The organism is Pseudomonas sp. DF11, from assembly GCF_058148565.1.
This window is the reverse complement of record NZ_JBYVYN010000003.1, coordinates 294,029-309,913: the sequence shown is the minus strand read 5'-3', so window position 1 is coordinate 309,913 and position 15,885 is coordinate 294,029. Positions and strand designations below refer to the sequence as shown.

Genomic DNA, 15,885 nt, shown 5'->3' with positions numbered 1-15,885 from the left:
CCGTTGTGTGGCTTACTCATGAGACTAGCTTTGTTGAACAAGGTTTAAAGTCCCTTCGTCGCTTGTCATAAGCGATGGGCATCGGCACTCTCTAATCAGAGAGCTGTCCGGACTTTTTTGCTGGAGAAATGCTGATGACCGATATCGATGCCCGCTTGCGCGAGGATGTTCACCTGCTCGGCGAACTGCTGGGCAATACCATCCGCGAGCAGTACGGGGACACCTTTCTCGACAAGATCGAGCAGATCCGCAAGGGCGCCAAGGCTGACCGCCGCGGTTCCGTGGATGCCGAGCTCAGCGCCAGTCTCAACCAATTGAGCGAGGATGAACTGCTGCCAGTGGCGCGGGCGTTCAACCAGTTTCTCAACCTGGCCAACATCGCCGAGCAATACCAACTGATCCACCGTCGTGAAGAATCACAGCCGCAACCCTTCGAGGCGCGGGTGCTGCCCGAACTGCTTGCAAGGTTGCGTGCCGAGGGCCATGGCGCCGAGGCCCTGGCCCGGCAACTGGGGCGGCTGGAGATCGAACTGGTCCTCACGGCCCACCCGACGGAAGTGGCTCGCCGTACGCTGATCCAGAAGTACGACGCCATCGCCGCGCAACTGGCGGCCCAGGATCACCGCGACCTGACCAGCGCCGAGCGCGCGCAGATCCACGAGCGCCTGCAACGATTGATCGCCGAAGCCTGGCATACCGAAGAAATCCGCCGCACCCGGCCGACCCCGGTGGACGAAGCCAAGTGGGGGTTCGCGGTGATCGAGCATTCGCTGTGGCAGGCGATTCCCAATTACCTGCGCAAGGCCGACCAGGCCCTGCATGCCGCCACCGGGCTGCGCCTGCCGCTGGAGGCCGCGCCGATCCGCTTTGCCTCGTGGATGGGCGGCGACCGTGACGGCAACCCGAATGTCACCGCTGCCGTGACCCGCGAGGTGCTGTTGCTGGCGCGCTGGATGGCAGCGGACCTGTACCTGCGCGACGTCGATCAACTGGCGGCCGAGCTGTCGATGCAACATGCCAGCGAGGCCTTGCGTGCCCAGGCTGGCGATAGCGCCGAACCTTATCGCGCCGTGCTCAAGCAACTGCGTGAGCGCCTGCGCGCTACCCGCAACTGGGCCCACGCCTCCCTGACCGCCGCCACACCGCCAGGCGCCGACGTGTTGCAGAACAACCGCGAGCTGTTGGATCCCCTGGAGCTGTGCTACCACTCGTTGCACGAATGCGGCATGGGCGTGATTGCCGATGGGCCGCTGCTCGATTGCCTGCGCCGGGCGGTGACGTTCGGCTTGTTCCTGGTGCGCCTCGATGTACGCCAGGACTCGACGCGCCATACCGCCGCCATGACGGAAATAACCGACTACCTGGGCCTGGGGCGCTTTGAAGATTGGAACGAGGAGCAACGCATCAGCTTCTTGCTGGAGGAGCTGAACAACCGGCGTCCGCTGCTGCCGGCCCATTTCAAGCCGTCGGCCGACACGGCGGAAGTGTTGGCGACGTGCCGGGAAGTGGCTGCGGCGCCGGCGGCGTCCCTGGGTTCCTACGTGATCTCCATGGCCGGCGCGGCTTCCGATGTCCTCGCCGTGCAATTGTTGCTGAAGGAGGCCGGTGTGTTGCGGCCGATGCGGGTGGTGCCGCTGTTCGAGACCCTGGCCGACCTGGATAACGCCGGGCCGGTGATCGAGCGACTGTTGGGTCTGCCCGGCTATCGCTCGCGGCTGCAAGGCCCCCAGGAAGTGATGATCGGCTATTCCGACTCGGCCAAGGATGCCGGGACCACGGCGGCAGCCTGGGCGCAGTACCGGGCCCAGGAACGACTGGTGGACATCTGCCGCGAGCAGCAAGTCGAACTGCTGTTGTTCCACGGTCGTGGTGGCACCGTGGGCCGTGGTGGTGGTCCGGCGCACGCGGCGATCCTGTCCCAGCCACCGGGTTCGGTGGCCGGGCGTTTCCGCACCACTGAGCAAGGCGAAATGATTCGTTTCAAATTCGGCCTGCCGGACATCGCCGAACAGAACCTCAATCTTTATCTCGCCGCGGTGCTTGAAGCGACGCTGTTGCCACCGCCGCCACCCACGCCCCAATGGCGACACCTGATGGACGAACTGGCTGCCGACGGCGTCAGTGCCTACCGCGCCGTGGTGCGGGAAAATCCGCAATTCGTCGAGTACTTCCGCCAGTCCACGCCGGAGCAGGAATTGGGGCGCCTGCCCCTGGGCAGCCGTCCGGCGAAGCGTCGCGCCGGCGGTATCGAAAGCCTGCGGGCGATCCCGTGGATCTTCGGCTGGACCCAGACCCGCCTGATGCTGCCGGCCTGGCTCGGCTGGGAAACCGCGCTGAGCAAGGCTCTGGAGCGCGGCGAAGGTGAGTTGCTGGGGCAGATGCGCGAGCAATGGCCGTTCTTCCGTACCCGCATCGATATGCTGGAGATGGTGCTGGCCAAGGCTGACGCCGACATTGCGCGCTCCTACGACGAGCGTTTGGTGGAGCCGGGGCTGCTGCCGTTGGGTGCGCATTTACGCGACCTATTGTCGCAGGCCTGTTCCGTGGTCCTGGGGTTGACCGGTCAGTCGCAACTACTGGCACATAGCCCAGCCACGCTGGAATTCATTCGCTTGCGCAACACTTACCTCGACCCGCTGCACCTGTTGCAGGCCGAACTGCTGGCACGCTCGCGGCAGCAGGATGGGGCCCAGGGCAGCCCCGTGGAACAGGCGCTGCTGGTGTCTGTGGCGGGGATTGCCGCCGGTTTGCGCAATACCGGCTAAGGTCAGGCAGCGCACCAAAACGGCTCGCCTGGCGTTCCCGGGCGTTGCCCGTCGGGGGAGGGAACAGGTCGGCCAGGCGACAGTTTGTTGCCCGGTTGCGACTCTCGCCACCCCCTCCGAAGGTCGCATCGGGCGCGGGTTCCTCCGACTTTCGGCGGCTTGTGTGGGTCGGGCCTGCTGTGTATCTTGATCAGCCTTTGGCCGTTTGGGCGGTCACGATCCTGTTTTCCGCGATTGGCCCCACGAGGCGAATCCGAGCGTTTTACATAAAAAAATTGAGGAGCACATCGATGCGCGTCATTCTGCTGGGAGCTCCCGGGGCCGGTAAAGGTACTCAGGCAAAGTTCATCACCGAGAAATTCGGTATCCCGCAAATTTCCACTGGCGACATGCTGCGTGCCGCAGTCAAGGCGGGCACCGAGCTGGGCGTCAAGGCCAAGAGCATCATGGATGCCGGCGGCCTCGTGTCGGATGACCTGATCATTGCCCTGGTCAAGGATCGCATCGCTCAGCCCGACTGCGCCAAGGGGTTCCTGTTCGACGGTTTCCCGCGCACCATTCCCCAGGCCGAAGCCCTGGTGACTGCTGGTGTCGAGCTCGATGCGGTGGTTGAAATCGCCGTCGAAGACGAGGAAATCGTCCAGCGTATCGCCGGTCGACGCGTTCATGAGCCATCCGGTCGCGTTTACCACACCGTCTACAATCCGCCGAAAACCGAAGGCAAGGACGACGTGACGGGTGAAGACCTGGTACAACGCAAGGACGACACCGAAGAAACCGTGCGTCATCGCCTGTCGGTCTACCATTCCCAGACCAAGCCGCTGGTGGATTTCTACCAGAAACTGTCGGCTGCCAATGGCAAGCCGAAGTACAGCCATATCGAAGGCGTCGGTTCGGTTGAAGCGATCACTGCCAAGGTGCTTGCAGCCTTGAGCTGAAAAGTCTGATCAGTTGCACTAACTACGGCCCGCTTGCGGGCCGTAGTTGTTTATACTGGCGCACTTTTTTCCCACCTGATTTACGGATACATCGATGAGCACCTTGCTGGCCCTGGACACCGCGACTGAAGCTTGCTCCGTTGCCTTGCTGCACGACGGCAAGGTCACGAGCCATTACGAGGTGATCCCGCGCCTGCATGCGCAGAAGCTGTTGCCGATGATCCAGCAATTGCTCAGCGATGCCGGGACGACCTTGCAGGCCGTGGACGCGATTGCCTTCGGTCGTGGGCCGGGGGCTTTCACCGGCGTGCGCATTGCCATCGGCGTGGTGCAGGGCCTGGCGTTTGCGTTGGAGCGGCCGGTGTTGCCGGTGTCGAACCTGGCGGTGCTGGCCCAGCGCGCCTTGCGCGAACAGGGGGCGCGCCAAGTCGCGGCGGCCATCGATGCGCGCATGGACGAGGTGTATTGGGGCTGCTATCGCGAAACCGACGGTGAGATGCGCCTGCTCGGCGCTGAGGCAGTACTGCCACCCGAAGCGGCGGCTTTGCCGAGCGGGGCCGACGGTGACTGGTTCGGCGCCGGTACCGGTTGGGGATACGGTGAGCGAATTGCCGTCAGCCTCAGCGGCCAGGATGCCTCGATGCTGCCGCACGCCGAAGACTTGCTGGCCCTGGCCCGCTTCGCCTGGGCGCGTGGCGAAGCCATCCCGGCTGACGATGCGCAACCGGTGTACCTGCGGGACAAGGTCGCAACGCCCAAGTCCGAGCGGTAAAAAGCATCACTGCGCTCTCAAGTGGGCACAACCGTGGCGAGGGGATTTATCCCCGCTCGAGTACGTAGCACTCGCCATGTGTGCATGGCACATAAATGTCGGGGGGCGCCTCGCACCCCAGCGGGGATAAATCCCCTCGCCACAAAGGCATTCCCCACCTACAACCCTCAAGTCAGCCGCCCTGCACAAAATCATTCCGCTTAAAAAGTCATTTCCTCATCCAAAAGTCACACCCGATATCGCCAGTCGTCACTTTTTCGCCCTGTTTTTAAACCTTTTAGGCTTTATGTGTTCTAGTTATCACTTGCGCATTTGCGCGGCTGTGAAAGTGCCGCTAAATTGCCATCATTGATACCGAGCATTCTGTTATGCGTATAGACGGCGTTTCATCCCAGTCCTATCCCATCAAGCGCAAGCCTCGTGCAGGCAAAATCGCTGAGCAAGAATCCTTCGATGATATCGATGGCGATCAGGAGTTTCCGTCTGAAGAGCAACTGGCCGCCCGTGCCGCCAAAGCCTCCGCGCAACGCCTTAGCAATCTTCCCGCCCGTCAGCAAGACATGCTTTATCACCGTGCGATGAGCCGCAGTGTCGCCACGGCCCTGGCGAGCTACCTGAGCACCGCCGGGTTCGTCGATTGGGATATGGAAGTGCTGGGACTCGATCTCTACATCTGATGGTATTGCCTTACTACCTGGGCTGCCCGTCCTGGAGCGAAAACGCCTGGCGCGATTATCTTTATCCCCAGGACGCCAAAAGCACCGAGTTCCTGAATCTCTATTGCCAAGTGTTCAATGCCGTGGAAGGCAATACGACCTTTTACGCCAGCCCGTCTGCGGCCGTCGTGCAGCGTTGGGCCGAGACCATGCCCGAGCACTTTCGCTTCACCGCCAAGTTTCCCGGTGACATCAGCCACAATGGTGATTTGCGCGAGCGCCTGACCGCCACCGAAACTTTCCTGCACCTGCTCAGCCCTTTGGGCGAACGTGTCTCGCCGTACTGGCTGCAGCTGTCCAAGGCCTTCACCCCGAATCGGTTGCCGGAGCTGGCGGGGTTCATCGACGCCTTGCAGCGGCCCTTGGCCGTGGAAGTTCGTCATGATGAGTTCTTCGCCAAGGGCGATGCCGAACGACGCCTCAATCGCCTGTTGCTCGATCGTGGTGTCGAACGCATCTGCCTCGATCCTCGGGCCTTGTTCAGTTGCACCTCGTCCGATCCCGCCGTACTCCACGCGCAATCGAAAAAGCCCCGTGTACCGCCACGGCCTGCGGCGTTCACCCAATGTCCGCAAGTGCGCTTCATCGGTCATCCGGTGCTGGAGGCCAACGAGCCGTTCCTGACACCCTGGGTGGAGAAAATCGCCGGGTGGATCGAAGAAGGGCGTACGCCTTATATCTTCCTGCACACCGCCGACAACCTGCTGGCGGCGAAACTCGCGCAACGCTTCCACACTCGCCTGATGAGTCGTTTGCCTGGCTTGCCAGCCTTGCCTGAGCTATATAGAGAGCCCGCCGCCGAGCAACTGGGTTTGCTCTGAGGCTACTTCCTCTCTGCTCAGGAGCGAACTCATGGATGCGCAAACCCGTCGAGCCCAGGCGTTCAAAGCCTTGCACGAACGCGAAGAGGCTTTTGTCATTCCCAACCCGTGGGATGCCGGTTCGGCCAAGATGCTGGCCAGCCTCGGCTTTGCAGCCCTGGCGACCACCAGTGCCGGCCATGCCTTTTCCTTAGGTCGGCCCGATGGTGCGCTGGGCCTGGATGACACATTGGCTAACGTGCGAGCGATTGTGGCCGCCACTGATCTGCCGGTGGCCGTCGACCTGGAGAACGGTTTTGCCGATGCGCCCGAGGAGTGTGCGCGTAACTTGCTCCGTGCGGCGAAGGCCGGTGCGGTGGGTGGTTCGATCGAGGATGCCACGGGGCGCGAAGACAGCCCGATCTATTGCTTCGAACATGCCGTGGCGCGGGTCAAGGCCGCTGCCGACGCCGTGCGCGGTTTGCCGTATCCCTTCCTGCTGACGGCCCGGGCGGAAAACTTCCTGCACGGCAATCCGGACCTGGACGACACCATTGGCCGCCTGAAGGCCTTCGCGGATGCAGGGGCCGACGTGTTGTACGCCCCGGGGCTGAGCAGTGCCGAACAAGTACTTGCGGTGGTGCGGGCCGTGGCGCCGAAACCGGTGAACGTGCTGATGTCCGGGGCGCTGGACCTGACCGTCGCGCAGTTGAGCGAATTGGGCGTCAAGCGCATCAGCGTTGGATCGGCGTTGGCCCTGGCCGCGTATGGTGAATTCTTCCGCGCCGCCGAGGAAATCCAGCAACAGGGCACGTTCACCTTTACCCGCCGCTCGATGCCGTTCAAGCAGGCCAATCAATTATTCAAGGGTTGATGCCCGAGGCATTGTCGTGCGGTTCTGGAAAGCTCTTGCGGTAGTGGCACTGATTGTTGGTTTCGCAGGGCTGGGGGTATGGCGTGGTTGGGTGGCGCTGCCGCCGCAATGGAATCCCTGGGCGCCCCTGGACGTCAATCTCGCGCCCAACCTGCTGACCCGCTTCAAGCTCATGGCCCTGCGCAACGACCCGCAGCTGTGCGATCAGGCCCTCGCCACCTCGGGACTGCGCACCTCCCGCCAGGCCGACAGCGGCGCCAACTCGACGTGCCCGCTGACCAATGTGCTGCGAGTGCAGGGCGGTGAGGTGGCGCTGAGCAGCAGTTTCCTCGCCAGTTGCCCATTGGCGGTGGCATTTGCGCTGTTCGAGCGCCATGCGTTGCAGCCGGCGGCAACGGCCGTCTATGGGCAGAAAGTGACGCGGGTCGATCACCTCGGCAGCTTTGCCTGTCGCAACATGTACGGTCGCGAGAGCGGGGCGCGCAGCCAGCACGCCACCGCCAGTGCGCTGGACATCGCCGGGTTTCGCCTGGCCGATGGCCGCACGGTCAGCGTGCTCAGGGACTGGCCCAAGGACAATGCCGATGCACGGTTTCTACGCCAGGCCCGCGATGGCGCCTGCGATATGTTCAGTGTGGTGTTGAGTCCGGATTACAACGCGGCGCACCGCAACCATTTTCATCTGGATGTGGGTCCATGGTGGATCTGTCGCTAGTGTCCTGAGCGGGTCAGGCGGCGATACGCAGGTTCTGCAGCACGATCGGGCGTGCCCAGCGGATGTCGAAGTCCAGTTGTTTCTGTTGCGCCACCAATTCCTCTTCCGGGAAGGGCGGGAACGGCTTGTCCAGCAGGTCGAGTTCGAACTCGGCAATCGGCAGGTGCAATGGGCGTGGTTGCGGTGCCGGGCCGGGTTCCGGCAGCGGTTGGCCAGCGGCGAGGACGAGTGGGCGAACCCAGTTGCTCTCGAAGGTCTGCTGTTTTTGCTGGGCAGCGATTTCTTCCGGAGGGAAGGGTGGGAAAGGCTTGTCCAGCAGGTCGAGTTCGAATTCGGCGATGGGCAGGAACAACGGCTCAGGCGGCTTGACCGGGGTTTCGGTCACTTCGCAGGTGCGCTGGCTGACGATGTGCTCCAGCAGTTCGGCACCGAGGGTCGGTTCAACGGCTTCATCGAGGGCCACTGGCTGGTAGCTGCCAGGTGCCGGTGCGTTATCACCCAGTTGATCGGCCAGGGCCCGGGCAAAAAAATCCTGCCACAGGTGACTGACACCGCTCAGCGCTTGGGTGTTACGCAGGCTGTAATCGCCGTAAGGGGAGATAACGCCTATCGATGTGGATTGAATGTCTGACATTTTTCTCGGTCGACGCTCAGCTCTGGCAAAATGCCGTTCACCGTTGTTATCGGCCGTTTTTGCCGATCCTTAATTTTTTGAGCATGTTTCCATGAGTGAGCAACCCGCAGCCTGCCGCATCCACGTCGAGGCCCTGGCCTCGGCCTTCCAGTCGCAGGCCGAGCAGTGGGCCGAGCGGCTTGGCCTGCCTTTGCAGGGCGGCGATGACGAGTTTGCCTTGCAGGTCGGCGAACAGGGGCTGCAATTGCAGCAACTGGGCCCGGATGCGCCAGGGCCGGTGCGGGTGGACTTCGTCGAGGGTGGCGCGGCCCACCGGCGGTTGTACGGCGGCGGCAGCGGCCAGATGATCGCCAAGGCGGTCGGCATTGCCCAGGGTGTGCGTCCGCGGGTACTGGATGCCACGGCCGGGCTGGGCAAGGATGCGTTCGTGCTGGCCAGTCTGGGCTGCGAAATGAGCCTGATCGAGCGTCAACCGCTGATTGGGGCCCTGCTGGAGGATGGTCTGGCCCGTGGGGCGGAGGACTTCGACGTGGCGCCGATCGTGGCGCGCATGCGTTTGCTCCAGGGCAACTCCATCGAAGTGATGCGCAACTGGGAAGGCGAACCGCCCCAGGTGATCTACCTGGACCCGATGTTTCCCCATCGTGAGAAAACCGCCCTGGTGAAAAAGGAAATGCGCCTGTTCCGGCCCCTGGTGGGCGATGACCCGGACGCCCCGGCGCTGCTCGCCGCGGCCCTGGCCCTGGCGACTCACCGGGTGGTGGTCAAGCGCCCGCGCAAGGCCCCGTGCATCGAAGGGCCGAAGCCGAGCCATGGGCTCGATGGCAAGTCCAGTCGCTACGACATCTACCCGAAGAAAGCGCTCAAGGCCTGAGACCGCGGTGCCTGCATCGCGAGCAGGCTCGCTCCCACAGGAATCGCTGGTGAACACAGACTCTGTGAGCCTTCTCGATCAAACTGTGGGAGCGAGCCTGCTCGCGATGAGGCCCTTCCAGCTAGCGAAGGGCTATTGGTCGAGCTAAGGCCGATAAGCCCGCATAAACAACCCCACCACTTCCTGCACATGACTCTCGGCCGCTTCAGGCTCCAGTGGCGTGCCGCAGCCATACAATAGGCGAAAGTTCGCCGCGCCCTTGATCAGGCAGAAGAAATGCTCGGCGGCATTGCGCGGTTTGTCGATGCTCAGGGCGCCGCTCTGGTTGACCTTGGTCAACAGGCGTTCCATGCCTGAGAGCATCCGCTGCGGGCCGGCTTCGTAGAAAATCGCCGAGAGTTTCGGATCCTGGCTACCCAGGGCCATGATCACCCGATGCAGGTTCACCGATTCCTCGCTGCTGACGAGCTGGTGAAAACCACGGGCAATGTTCAGCAACACGTGTTCGATCAGAACGCCGTCCGGCCATTCGAAAAACAGCGGCGGTACCTGTTCTTCGCACTTGGCGATCACGGCAGCGGAAAACAGCGTTTCCTTGTCGGTGAAGTGGCTATAGACGGTCAGCTTCGACACCCCCGCTTCGGTGGCGACGGCGTCCATGCTGGTGCTGGCGTAACCCATGCTCACGAACAGGCGTTTTGCTGCGTCGAGGATGGCCTGGCGCTTGGCCAGATCCTTCGGGCGACCGGGGCCGCTGGGGGGGGAAAGATTGTTCGACATTTCTTCGCTTTAATACTGGACTGGTGAGTTTGCTATTAATAACATACTCGTCAGTATAATTATTCCAAGCACCATTAGCGAAAGGTCACTCGCCATGCTCCGCTATGCCCTGCCCCTCGCCGTGCCAATTACCCTGGTTTTTTTATTGTCTGCGTGCGGCCATGACGAGCCGGTGCCCGTTGCCGTGCGCCCCGCCATGGTGGTCAAGCCAGAGCCTTCGGTCCAGGCGATGGACAGTTATCCCGGTGAAGTGCGGGCCCGATTCGAGCCCGACCTGGCGTTTCGCATTGGCGGCAAGGTGAGCCGACGGCTGGTCGAAGAGGGGCAGCGGGTCAAGGCCAATCAACCGCTGGCCGAACTCGATCCCGAGGATGTGCGCCTGCAACTGGAAGCGACCCGTGCCCAGGTCGCTGCCGCCGAGGCCAACCTGAACCTGGTACGCGCCGAGCGTGATCGCTACAAGACCTTGATGGAGCGGCAGATGGTCAGCCGTTCCCAATACGACAACGCCGAAAACCTTTACCGCTCAGGCACTGCGCGGCTCAAGCAGATCAAGGCCGAGTTCGATGTCGCCAACAACCAGGCCAGTTATTCGGTGCTGCGTGCGCCCCAGGATGGCGTAGTCGCCCGGCGTTCGGTGGAGGTTGGGCAGGTGGTGTCGGCCGGGCAAACCGTCTTCACCCTGGCCACCGACGGCGAGCGTGAAGTGTTGATCAGCCTCCCGGAACAGGGTTTTGGCCGGTTCAAGATCGGCCAGCCGGTTTCGGTCGAACTGTGGAGCCAGCCCAACCAGCGTTTCAGCGGACGCATTCGCGAACTGTCGCCGGCCGCCGACCCCAGGTCCCGTACCTTCGCCGCCCGGGTGGCCTTCACTGCCGGCAGTGTTCCGGCCGAGCTGGGCCAGAGTGCCCGGGTATTTATCCAGACCGCCGACAAGGTGCCGCTGTCGGTGCCGTTGTCGGCCCTGACGGCTGAAAATGGCGCGACCTATGTCTGGGTCGTCAACGCCGACAACACTCTGAAAAAGGTCCCGGTCCGAGTCGGCGCTTTCGGCGAAAAGACCGTTCCGGTGCTTGAAGGCCTCAGCCCCGACGACTGGGTGGTGGCGGCCGGCGTGCATGTGCTCCTCGACGGCCAGCAGGTGCGGCCGGTGGATCGCTCCAACCGCGTGGTCAACCTGACGGCGAAGGAGTAATCCACGATGGGTTTCAATCTTTCCGAATGGGCGCTGCGCAACCGCCAGATCGTACTGTTCCTGATGTTGCTGCTGGCCATCGTCGGCGCGCTTTCCTACACCAAGCTCGGCCAGAGCGAAGATCCGCCATTCACTTTCAAGGCCATGGTGATCCGTACCAACTGGCCGGGCGCCACGGCCGAGGAAGTCTCGCGCCAGGTCACTGAGCGCATCGAAAAGAAGCTGATGGAAACCGGCGATTACGAAAGGATCGTTTCGTTCTCCCGGCCGGGGGAGTCCCAAGTGACTTTCATGGCGCGCGACTCCCTGCATTCGGCGCAGATCCCGGAGCTGTGGTATCAGATCCGCAAGAAGATCAGTGACATCCGCCATACCTTGCCGCCGGGTATCCAGGGGCCATTTTTCAACGATGAGTTCGGGACCACCTTCGGCAATATCTACGCCTTGACCGGCGATGGTTTCGACTACGCCGTGCTCAAGGATTACGCCGATCGCATCCAGATCCAGCTGCAACGGGTCAAGGACGTGGGCAAGGTCGAACTGATCGGTTTGCAGGACGAGAAGATCTGGATCGAGCTGTCGAACGTGAAGCTGGCGACCCTTGGCCTGCCCTTGGCGGCGGTCCAACAGGCCCTGGAAGAGCAGAATGCGGTATCGACCGCAGGCTTCTTCGAAACCGACAGCGAGCGCTTGCAGCTGCGGGTTTCGGGGAATTTCCAGAGCGTGGAAGAAATCCGCAATTTCCCGATCCGGGTCGCCGATCGTACGTTTCGTATCAGTGATGTGGCGGATGTGCGCCGTGGTTTCAACGACCCACCGGCGCCACGCATGCGTTTCATGGGTGAAGATGCCATCGGCCTGGCCGTGGCGATGAAGGACGGTGGTGACATCCTGGTCCTGGGCAAGGCCCTTGAGGTCGATTTTGCCCGTATCCAGGACACGCTTCCTGCCGGCATGCAATTGCGCAAGGTGTCGGACCAGCCGGCGGCGGTGAAGACCGGGGTCGGTGAGTTCGTCCAGGTGCTGGTGGAAGCGTTGACGATTGTATTGCTGGTGAGCTTCTTCTCCCTGGGCCTGCGCACCGGGATGGTGGTGGCCCTGGCGATTCCGCTGGTGCTGGCGATGACCTTCGCGGCGATGTATTACCTGGGGATCGGCCTGCACAAGATTTCCCTCGGCGCGCTGGTACTGGCGCTGGGGCTGCTGGTGGACGATGCGATCATCGCGGTGGAGATGATGGCGATCAAGATGGAGCAGGGCTTCGACCGGATCAAGGCCGCCAGTTTTGCGTGGACCAGCACGGCGTTCCCGATGCTCACCGGTACGTTGATCACGGCGGCGGGGTTCTTGCCGATCGCCACCGCGCAATCGGGCACCGGCGAGTACACCCGTTCGATTTTCCAGGTCGTGACCTTGGCATTGCTGGCGTCCTGGGTGGCTGCCGTGGTGTTTGTGCCGTATCTGGGGGAAAAGCTCCTGCCGGACCTGGCGAAAATTCACGCGGCCAAACATGGCACGGCTAACGGCCAGACCGACCCTTATGGCACGCCGTTTTATCAGCGGGTCCGGCGGATGGTGGAGTGGTGCGTGCGTCGTCGCAAAACCGTCCTCACCCTGACCGTGCTGTTGTTCGTGGGCTCGGTGGTGTTGTTCCGTTTCGTGCCGCAGCAGTTCTTCCCGGCATCGGGACGGCTGGAGTTGATGGTGGACCTGAAACTGCAGGAGGGTGCCTCCCTGAGCAACACCGCCGAGCAGGTCAAGCGCCTTGAAGCGCTGCTCAAGGACCACGCCGGCATCGACAATTACGTGGCTTATGTCGGCACCGGTTCACCGCGCTTCTACCTGCCGCTGGATCAACAACTGCCAGCGTCCAGCTTCGCCCAGTTCGTGGTGCTGGCCAAGACCATCGAAGATCGCGAGCCGCTGCGCAGTTGGCTGATCACTACCCTGAACGAACAGTTCCCGACCCTGCGCTCGCGGGTCACGCGCCTGGAAAATGGCCCGCCGGTCGGCTACCCGGTGCAGTTCCGCGTCACCGGTGAACACATCGAGGTCGTCCGGGCCCTGGCGCGCAAAGTGGCGACGAAAGTTCGAGAAAACCCTTACGTGGCCAATGTGCATCTGGACTGGGAAGAGCCGAGCAAGGTGGTGTACCTGAACGTCGACCAGGACCGTGCCCGGGCCCTGGGTGTCAGCACCGCCAATCTGGCGAGTTTCCTGCGCAGCTCCCTCACGGGCTCCAGCGTCAGCCAGTATCGCGAAGACAATGAGCTGATCGAAATCCTGCTGCGCGGCACGGTGCATGAGCGCACCGAATTGTCGTTGCTGTCGAGCCTGGCGGTGCCGACCGACAACGGCAGGAGCGTTGCCCTGTCGCAGATCGCGACCCTGGAATACGGTTTCGAAGAGGGTGTGATCTGGCACCGCAACCGCCTGCCGAGCGTGACCGTACGGGCCGATATCTATGGCAAGGAGCAACCGGCGACCCTGGTGCAGCAGATCTTCCCGACCCTGGACCCGATTCGTGCCGAACTGCCGTCCGGTTACTTGCTTGAGGTGGGCGGTACGGTAGAGGATTCGGCTCGCGGCCAGAAATCGGTGAATGCCGGTGTGCCGCTGTTCATCGTAGTGGTGTTGACGTTGCTGATGCTGCAACTGCGCAGCTTCTCACGCACGGCCATGGTGTTCCTCACCGCGCCCTTGGGGCTGATCGGCGTCACTCTGTTCCTGCTGGTGTTCCGCCAGCCGTTCGGTTTCGTGGCCATGCTCGGCACTATCGCGCTGTCGGGGATGATCATGCGCAACTCGGTGATCCTGGTGGACCAGATCGAACAGGACATCAAGGCGGGGCTGTCGCCCTGGCAGGCGATCATCGAAGCGACGGTACGCCGCTTCCGCCCGATCGTACTCACCGCGCTGGCGGCGGTGCTGGCCATGATCCCGCTGTCGCGCAGCCTGTTCTTCGGGCCGATGGCCGTGGCAATCATGGGGGGCTTGATCGTGGCGACGGCGTTGACGCTGTTGTTCCTGCCGGCGTTGTATGCGGCGTGGTTCAGGGTCAAGAAGACTTGACGCGATTCTGATAACACTGAAGATCAAATGTGGGAGCGAGCCTGCTCGCGATAGCGATGTAACAGCCAACAGAGATGCTATGGCTGATACCGCAATCGCGAGCAGGCTCGCTCCCACAGGTGTTTTGCGCGCAATTCTAGAGCGTACCGAAAACCTTCTTCGCCAAACTGGTCGCCGCGGCCGCCGGGTTCTGGCGAATAGCGGCTTCCTGCTTGCCGATCATCTCGAACAAACCGTCCAGCGCCTGCTCGGTCACGTAGTTTTCGATGTTGGCGCTCTTGGTGTCGAGCACGCCGAAGGTCGCGGCCTGGCCGGCGAAGGCGTTGTACTTCTGCGCCAGGCCGACCTTGTCGGTGGCTTGCTTGACGATGGGCAGGAACTTGGCGCGGATCTGTTCGCGACTGCTCTTGTTCAGGTATTGCGTCGCTGAATCATTACCGCCGCTCAAGATCCCCTTGGCATCGTCCACGCTCATGTTCTTCACGGCATTGACCAGGATCGGCTGGGCCTGGACCACGGCGGCTTCGGCGGCCTGGTTCATGCTGGTTTCCAATTGATCGACCTGCTCGCCCATGCCGAAGGCTTTCATCTTGCTGGCGACTTTGCCCAGCTTGCCTGGCAGTTCGATCTTCACATCCGGGTTGTTGCTGAAGCCGCCGGGTGTGCCCAGTTGCTTGACCGCCACCTGCGCGCCTTGGGTCAAGGCGTCCTTGAGGCCGCCCGCGGCGTCCTTTTGCGACAGGTCGCCCAGGGACAGGGCCATGGCATTGGCGCAGATCAACAGGCCTGCGCAAAGGCCGGTGAAACGGAGGGTAGAGCGAAGCATGATGGCGTCCTTGAAGAAATTTGGAGAAAGCGATCAGCGGGCGGCGTTGACGCGGATCTTCAACGGCTGCGGATCCTTGCCATCGAGTTGCACGGCGTGCTGTTCGGTGGTGATGAACATCAACTGGCCGTCCACTTCGATGCGGGCGCTCACGGCATAACGATGGCCGGGCTTGACCTGGGCAGGATCATAACTGAGGTGGAACGGCAGCGGGACCTGGCCTTTGATCGGGCCGCTCTGCTCATCGAGCACCACCGCAGGGGCATCGGCCAGGGATACGTCCTGCAGGCTCACGCTCAAGGTAGCGTTGGCCGGCAGGGCGATGCGTTGCAGGTAGAACACTTCGCCATCGAGGGATGCTGTCGCGGAGGGTGGCGTTGCCGATTGGCAAGCGGCCAGTAACGCCATGGATGCAAGCAGAGCTGATTTTTTCATTGGAGGCACCTTGCCCATTGACGCCAGCAACACACTGGCGTCAATGGGCATTTAGCGGGTTTGCGTCCAAGCACCCATTCTTGACGTCGCGGCTCAGGAGCCGAACGCGGGCGCTTGAACAGTTTCAGCCAGCGATGCTGGCGCCAGGCTCAGGGGGATGTCAACGTGTTGATTGCCGCCATCCCAGGTGAATGCCTGTTCGGCCTCGAGAAAAAGCGCGGTGTCGGCTCGGTACACGTGTGCCTTTACCAGGAGCTCTTCCCCTACGCGCGTCGTCTTGGGGTCGACAAGAAAGCGATATTGCCAAGGCTGCTGGGCTACTGGCTCCTTTGGCGCCACGTTGGAGCCCTGGCCGCCGCTGGCGCTGATCTGCGCACCGGCTGCATTTTGAACACTGACTTCGGTGCGGCCGGCTTCGGGAAGTTGATGGCCTTCGGGCAGTTGCATGGTTAACGTGATGATATTCATGCTGAATTCCTTTTCAGTACG

The 15,885-nt window shown here is 62.3% G+C and carries 15 protein-coding genes; 10 read left to right on the top strand and 5 right to left on the bottom strand.

Annotated elements, in window-relative coordinates:
* Positions 1-134: 134 nt before the first annotated feature.
* The 7 genes from ppc to AC30D9_RS11810 all read left to right on the top strand — a co-directional run bounded on the left by ppc (position 135) and on the right by AC30D9_RS11810 (position 7,580).
* Positions 135-2,765 (top strand): phosphoenolpyruvate carboxylase, encoded by a 2,631-nt coding sequence (gene ppc / locus AC30D9_RS11840; protein ID WP_490144078.1) that lies wholly within the window; start codon positions 135-137, stop codon positions 2,763-2,765.
* 290 nt (positions 2,766-3,055) lie between these two features.
* On the top strand, positions 3,056-3,703 hold the full coding sequence (gene adk / locus AC30D9_RS11835; protein ID WP_109753681.1) for an adenylate kinase: 648 nt from the start codon (positions 3,056-3,058) through the stop codon (positions 3,701-3,703).
* A 94-nt stretch (positions 3,704-3,797) separates the two neighbouring features.
* The gene (gene tsaB, locus AC30D9_RS11830) at positions 3,798-4,475 is read left to right on the top strand and encodes a tRNA (adenosine(37)-N6)-threonylcarbamoyltransferase complex dimerization subunit type 1 TsaB (protein WP_134922959.1); all 678 of its coding nucleotides are present in this window, start codon (positions 3,798-3,800) and stop codon (positions 4,473-4,475) included.
* A 368-nt stretch (positions 4,476-4,843) separates the two neighbouring features.
* Positions 4,844-5,152, top strand: coding sequence for a hypothetical protein (locus AC30D9_RS11825; RefSeq protein ID WP_490144077.1), 309 nt, complete (start codon positions 4,844-4,846; stop codon positions 5,150-5,152).
* Positions 5,152-6,012 (top strand): DUF72 domain-containing protein, encoded by an 861-nt coding sequence (locus tag AC30D9_RS11820; RefSeq protein WP_490144076.1) that lies wholly within the window; start codon positions 5,152-5,154, stop codon positions 6,010-6,012. The genes AC30D9_RS11825 and AC30D9_RS11820 overlap by 1 nt, the downstream gene beginning before the upstream one ends.
* Before the next feature lie 31 nt (positions 6,013-6,043).
* A complete protein-coding gene (locus AC30D9_RS11815) occupies positions 6,044-6,865 on the top strand; it encodes an isocitrate lyase/PEP mutase family protein (RefSeq protein WP_307575061.1) in 822 nt (273 codons plus the stop codon).
* 16 nt (positions 6,866-6,881) lie between these two features.
* Positions 6,882-7,580 carry an extensin-like domain-containing protein gene (locus tag AC30D9_RS11810; RefSeq protein ID WP_490144075.1) on the top strand — a complete coding sequence of 233 codons (699 nt, stop codon included), beginning with the start codon at positions 6,882-6,884 and terminating at the stop codon, positions 7,578-7,580.
* A 13-nt stretch (positions 7,581-7,593) separates the two neighbouring features.
* On the opposite strand, the gene AC30D9_RS11805 is transcribed toward AC30D9_RS11810, so the two are convergent.
* A complete protein-coding gene (locus tag AC30D9_RS11805; RefSeq protein WP_490144074.1) occupies positions 7,594-8,214 on the bottom strand; it encodes an energy transducer TonB in 621 nt (206 codons plus the stop codon).
* Between the two features lie 91 nt (positions 8,215-8,305).
* Between AC30D9_RS11805 and AC30D9_RS11800 the strand changes: the two genes are divergently transcribed.
* Entirely contained in the window at positions 8,306-9,088 is a 783-nt protein-coding gene (locus AC30D9_RS11800) for a class I SAM-dependent methyltransferase (protein WP_307575059.1), read from the top strand.
* Between the two features lie 144 nt (positions 9,089-9,232).
* On the opposite strand, the gene AC30D9_RS11795 is transcribed toward AC30D9_RS11800, so the two are convergent.
* Positions 9,233-9,868, bottom strand: coding sequence for a TetR/AcrR family transcriptional regulator (locus AC30D9_RS11795; protein WP_116831550.1), 636 nt, complete (start codon positions 9,866-9,868; stop codon positions 9,233-9,235).
* 94 nt (positions 9,869-9,962) lie between these two features.
* Here AC30D9_RS11795 and AC30D9_RS11790 point away from each other — a divergent pair, with 94 nt between their 5' ends.
* Together AC30D9_RS11790 and AC30D9_RS11785 are read left to right on the top strand one after the other, a co-directional pair.
* Positions 9,963-11,063 carry an efflux RND transporter periplasmic adaptor subunit gene (locus AC30D9_RS11790; RefSeq protein WP_307575054.1) on the top strand — a complete coding sequence of 367 codons (1,101 nt, stop codon included), beginning with the start codon at positions 9,963-9,965 and terminating at the stop codon, positions 11,061-11,063.
* 6 nt (positions 11,064-11,069) lie between these two features.
* On the top strand, positions 11,070-14,135 hold the full coding sequence (locus AC30D9_RS11785) for an efflux RND transporter permease subunit (RefSeq protein ID WP_307575052.1): 3,066 nt from the start codon (positions 11,070-11,072) through the stop codon (positions 14,133-14,135).
* Positions 14,136-14,271: 136 nt separating this feature from the next.
* Here the strand turns inward: AC30D9_RS11785 and AC30D9_RS11780 are convergent, their stop codons facing one another.
* The 3 genes from AC30D9_RS11780 to AC30D9_RS11770 all read right to left on the bottom strand — a co-directional run bounded on the left by AC30D9_RS11780 (position 14,272) and on the right by AC30D9_RS11770 (position 15,864).
* Positions 14,272-14,961, bottom strand: a complete 690-nt coding sequence (locus AC30D9_RS11780; protein WP_307575050.1) for a DUF4197 domain-containing protein — start codon at positions 14,959-14,961, stop codon at positions 14,272-14,274.
* Between the two features lie 33 nt (positions 14,962-14,994).
* Entirely contained in the window at positions 14,995-15,396 is a 402-nt protein-coding gene (locus AC30D9_RS11775; RefSeq protein ID WP_490144073.1) for a YbaY family lipoprotein, read from the bottom strand.
* A 93-nt stretch (positions 15,397-15,489) separates the two neighbouring features.
* The gene (locus tag AC30D9_RS11770) at positions 15,490-15,864 is read right to left on the bottom strand and encodes a hypothetical protein (protein WP_134922967.1); all 375 of its coding nucleotides are present in this window, start codon (positions 15,862-15,864) and stop codon (positions 15,490-15,492) included.
* Between the last annotated feature and the right edge of the window lie 21 nt (positions 15,865-15,885).

What these genes read in the sequence shown, in the direction of transcription:
- AC30D9_RS11815 (WP_307575061.1), top strand. Translation starts at nt 6,044, where the DNA reads ATGGATGCGCAAACCCGTCGAGCCCAGGCGTTCAAAGCCTTGCACGAA.
- AC30D9_RS11785 (WP_307575052.1), top strand. Translation starts at nt 11,070, where the DNA reads ATGGGTTTCAATCTTTCCGAATGGGCGCTGCGCAACCGCCAGATCGTA.
- AC30D9_RS11775 (WP_490144073.1), bottom strand. Translation starts at nt 15,396, where the DNA reads ATGAAAAAATCAGCTCTGCTTGCATCCATGGCGTTACTGGCCGCTTGC.
- AC30D9_RS11825 (WP_490144077.1), top strand. Translation starts at nt 4,844, where the DNA reads ATGCGTATAGACGGCGTTTCATCCCAGTCCTATCCCATCAAGCGCAAG.
- AC30D9_RS11805 (WP_490144074.1), bottom strand. Translation starts at nt 8,214, where the DNA reads ATGTCAGACATTCAATCCACATCGATAGGCGTTATCTCCCCTTACGGC.
- AC30D9_RS11780 (WP_307575050.1), bottom strand. Translation starts at nt 14,961, where the DNA reads ATGCTTCGCTCTACCCTCCGTTTCACCGGCCTTTGCGCAGGCCTGTTG.
- AC30D9_RS11770 (WP_134922967.1), bottom strand. Translation starts at nt 15,864, where the DNA reads ATGAATATCATCACGTTAACCATGCAACTGCCCGAAGGCCATCAACTT.
- adk (WP_109753681.1), top strand. Translation starts at nt 3,056, where the DNA reads ATGCGCGTCATTCTGCTGGGAGCTCCCGGGGCCGGTAAAGGTACTCAG.
- AC30D9_RS11820 (WP_490144076.1), top strand. Translation starts at nt 5,152, where the DNA reads ATGGTATTGCCTTACTACCTGGGCTGCCCGTCCTGGAGCGAAAACGCC.
- ppc (WP_490144078.1), top strand. Translation starts at nt 135, where the DNA reads ATGACCGATATCGATGCCCGCTTGCGCGAGGATGTTCACCTGCTCGGC.
- AC30D9_RS11795 (WP_116831550.1), bottom strand. Translation starts at nt 9,868, where the DNA reads ATGTCGAACAATCTTTCCCCCCCCAGCGGCCCCGGTCGCCCGAAGGAT.
- tsaB (WP_134922959.1), top strand. Translation starts at nt 3,798, where the DNA reads ATGAGCACCTTGCTGGCCCTGGACACCGCGACTGAAGCTTGCTCCGTT.
- AC30D9_RS11800 (WP_307575059.1), top strand. Translation starts at nt 8,306, where the DNA reads ATGAGTGAGCAACCCGCAGCCTGCCGCATCCACGTCGAGGCCCTGGCC.
- AC30D9_RS11790 (WP_307575054.1), top strand. Translation starts at nt 9,963, where the DNA reads ATGCTCCGCTATGCCCTGCCCCTCGCCGTGCCAATTACCCTGGTTTTT.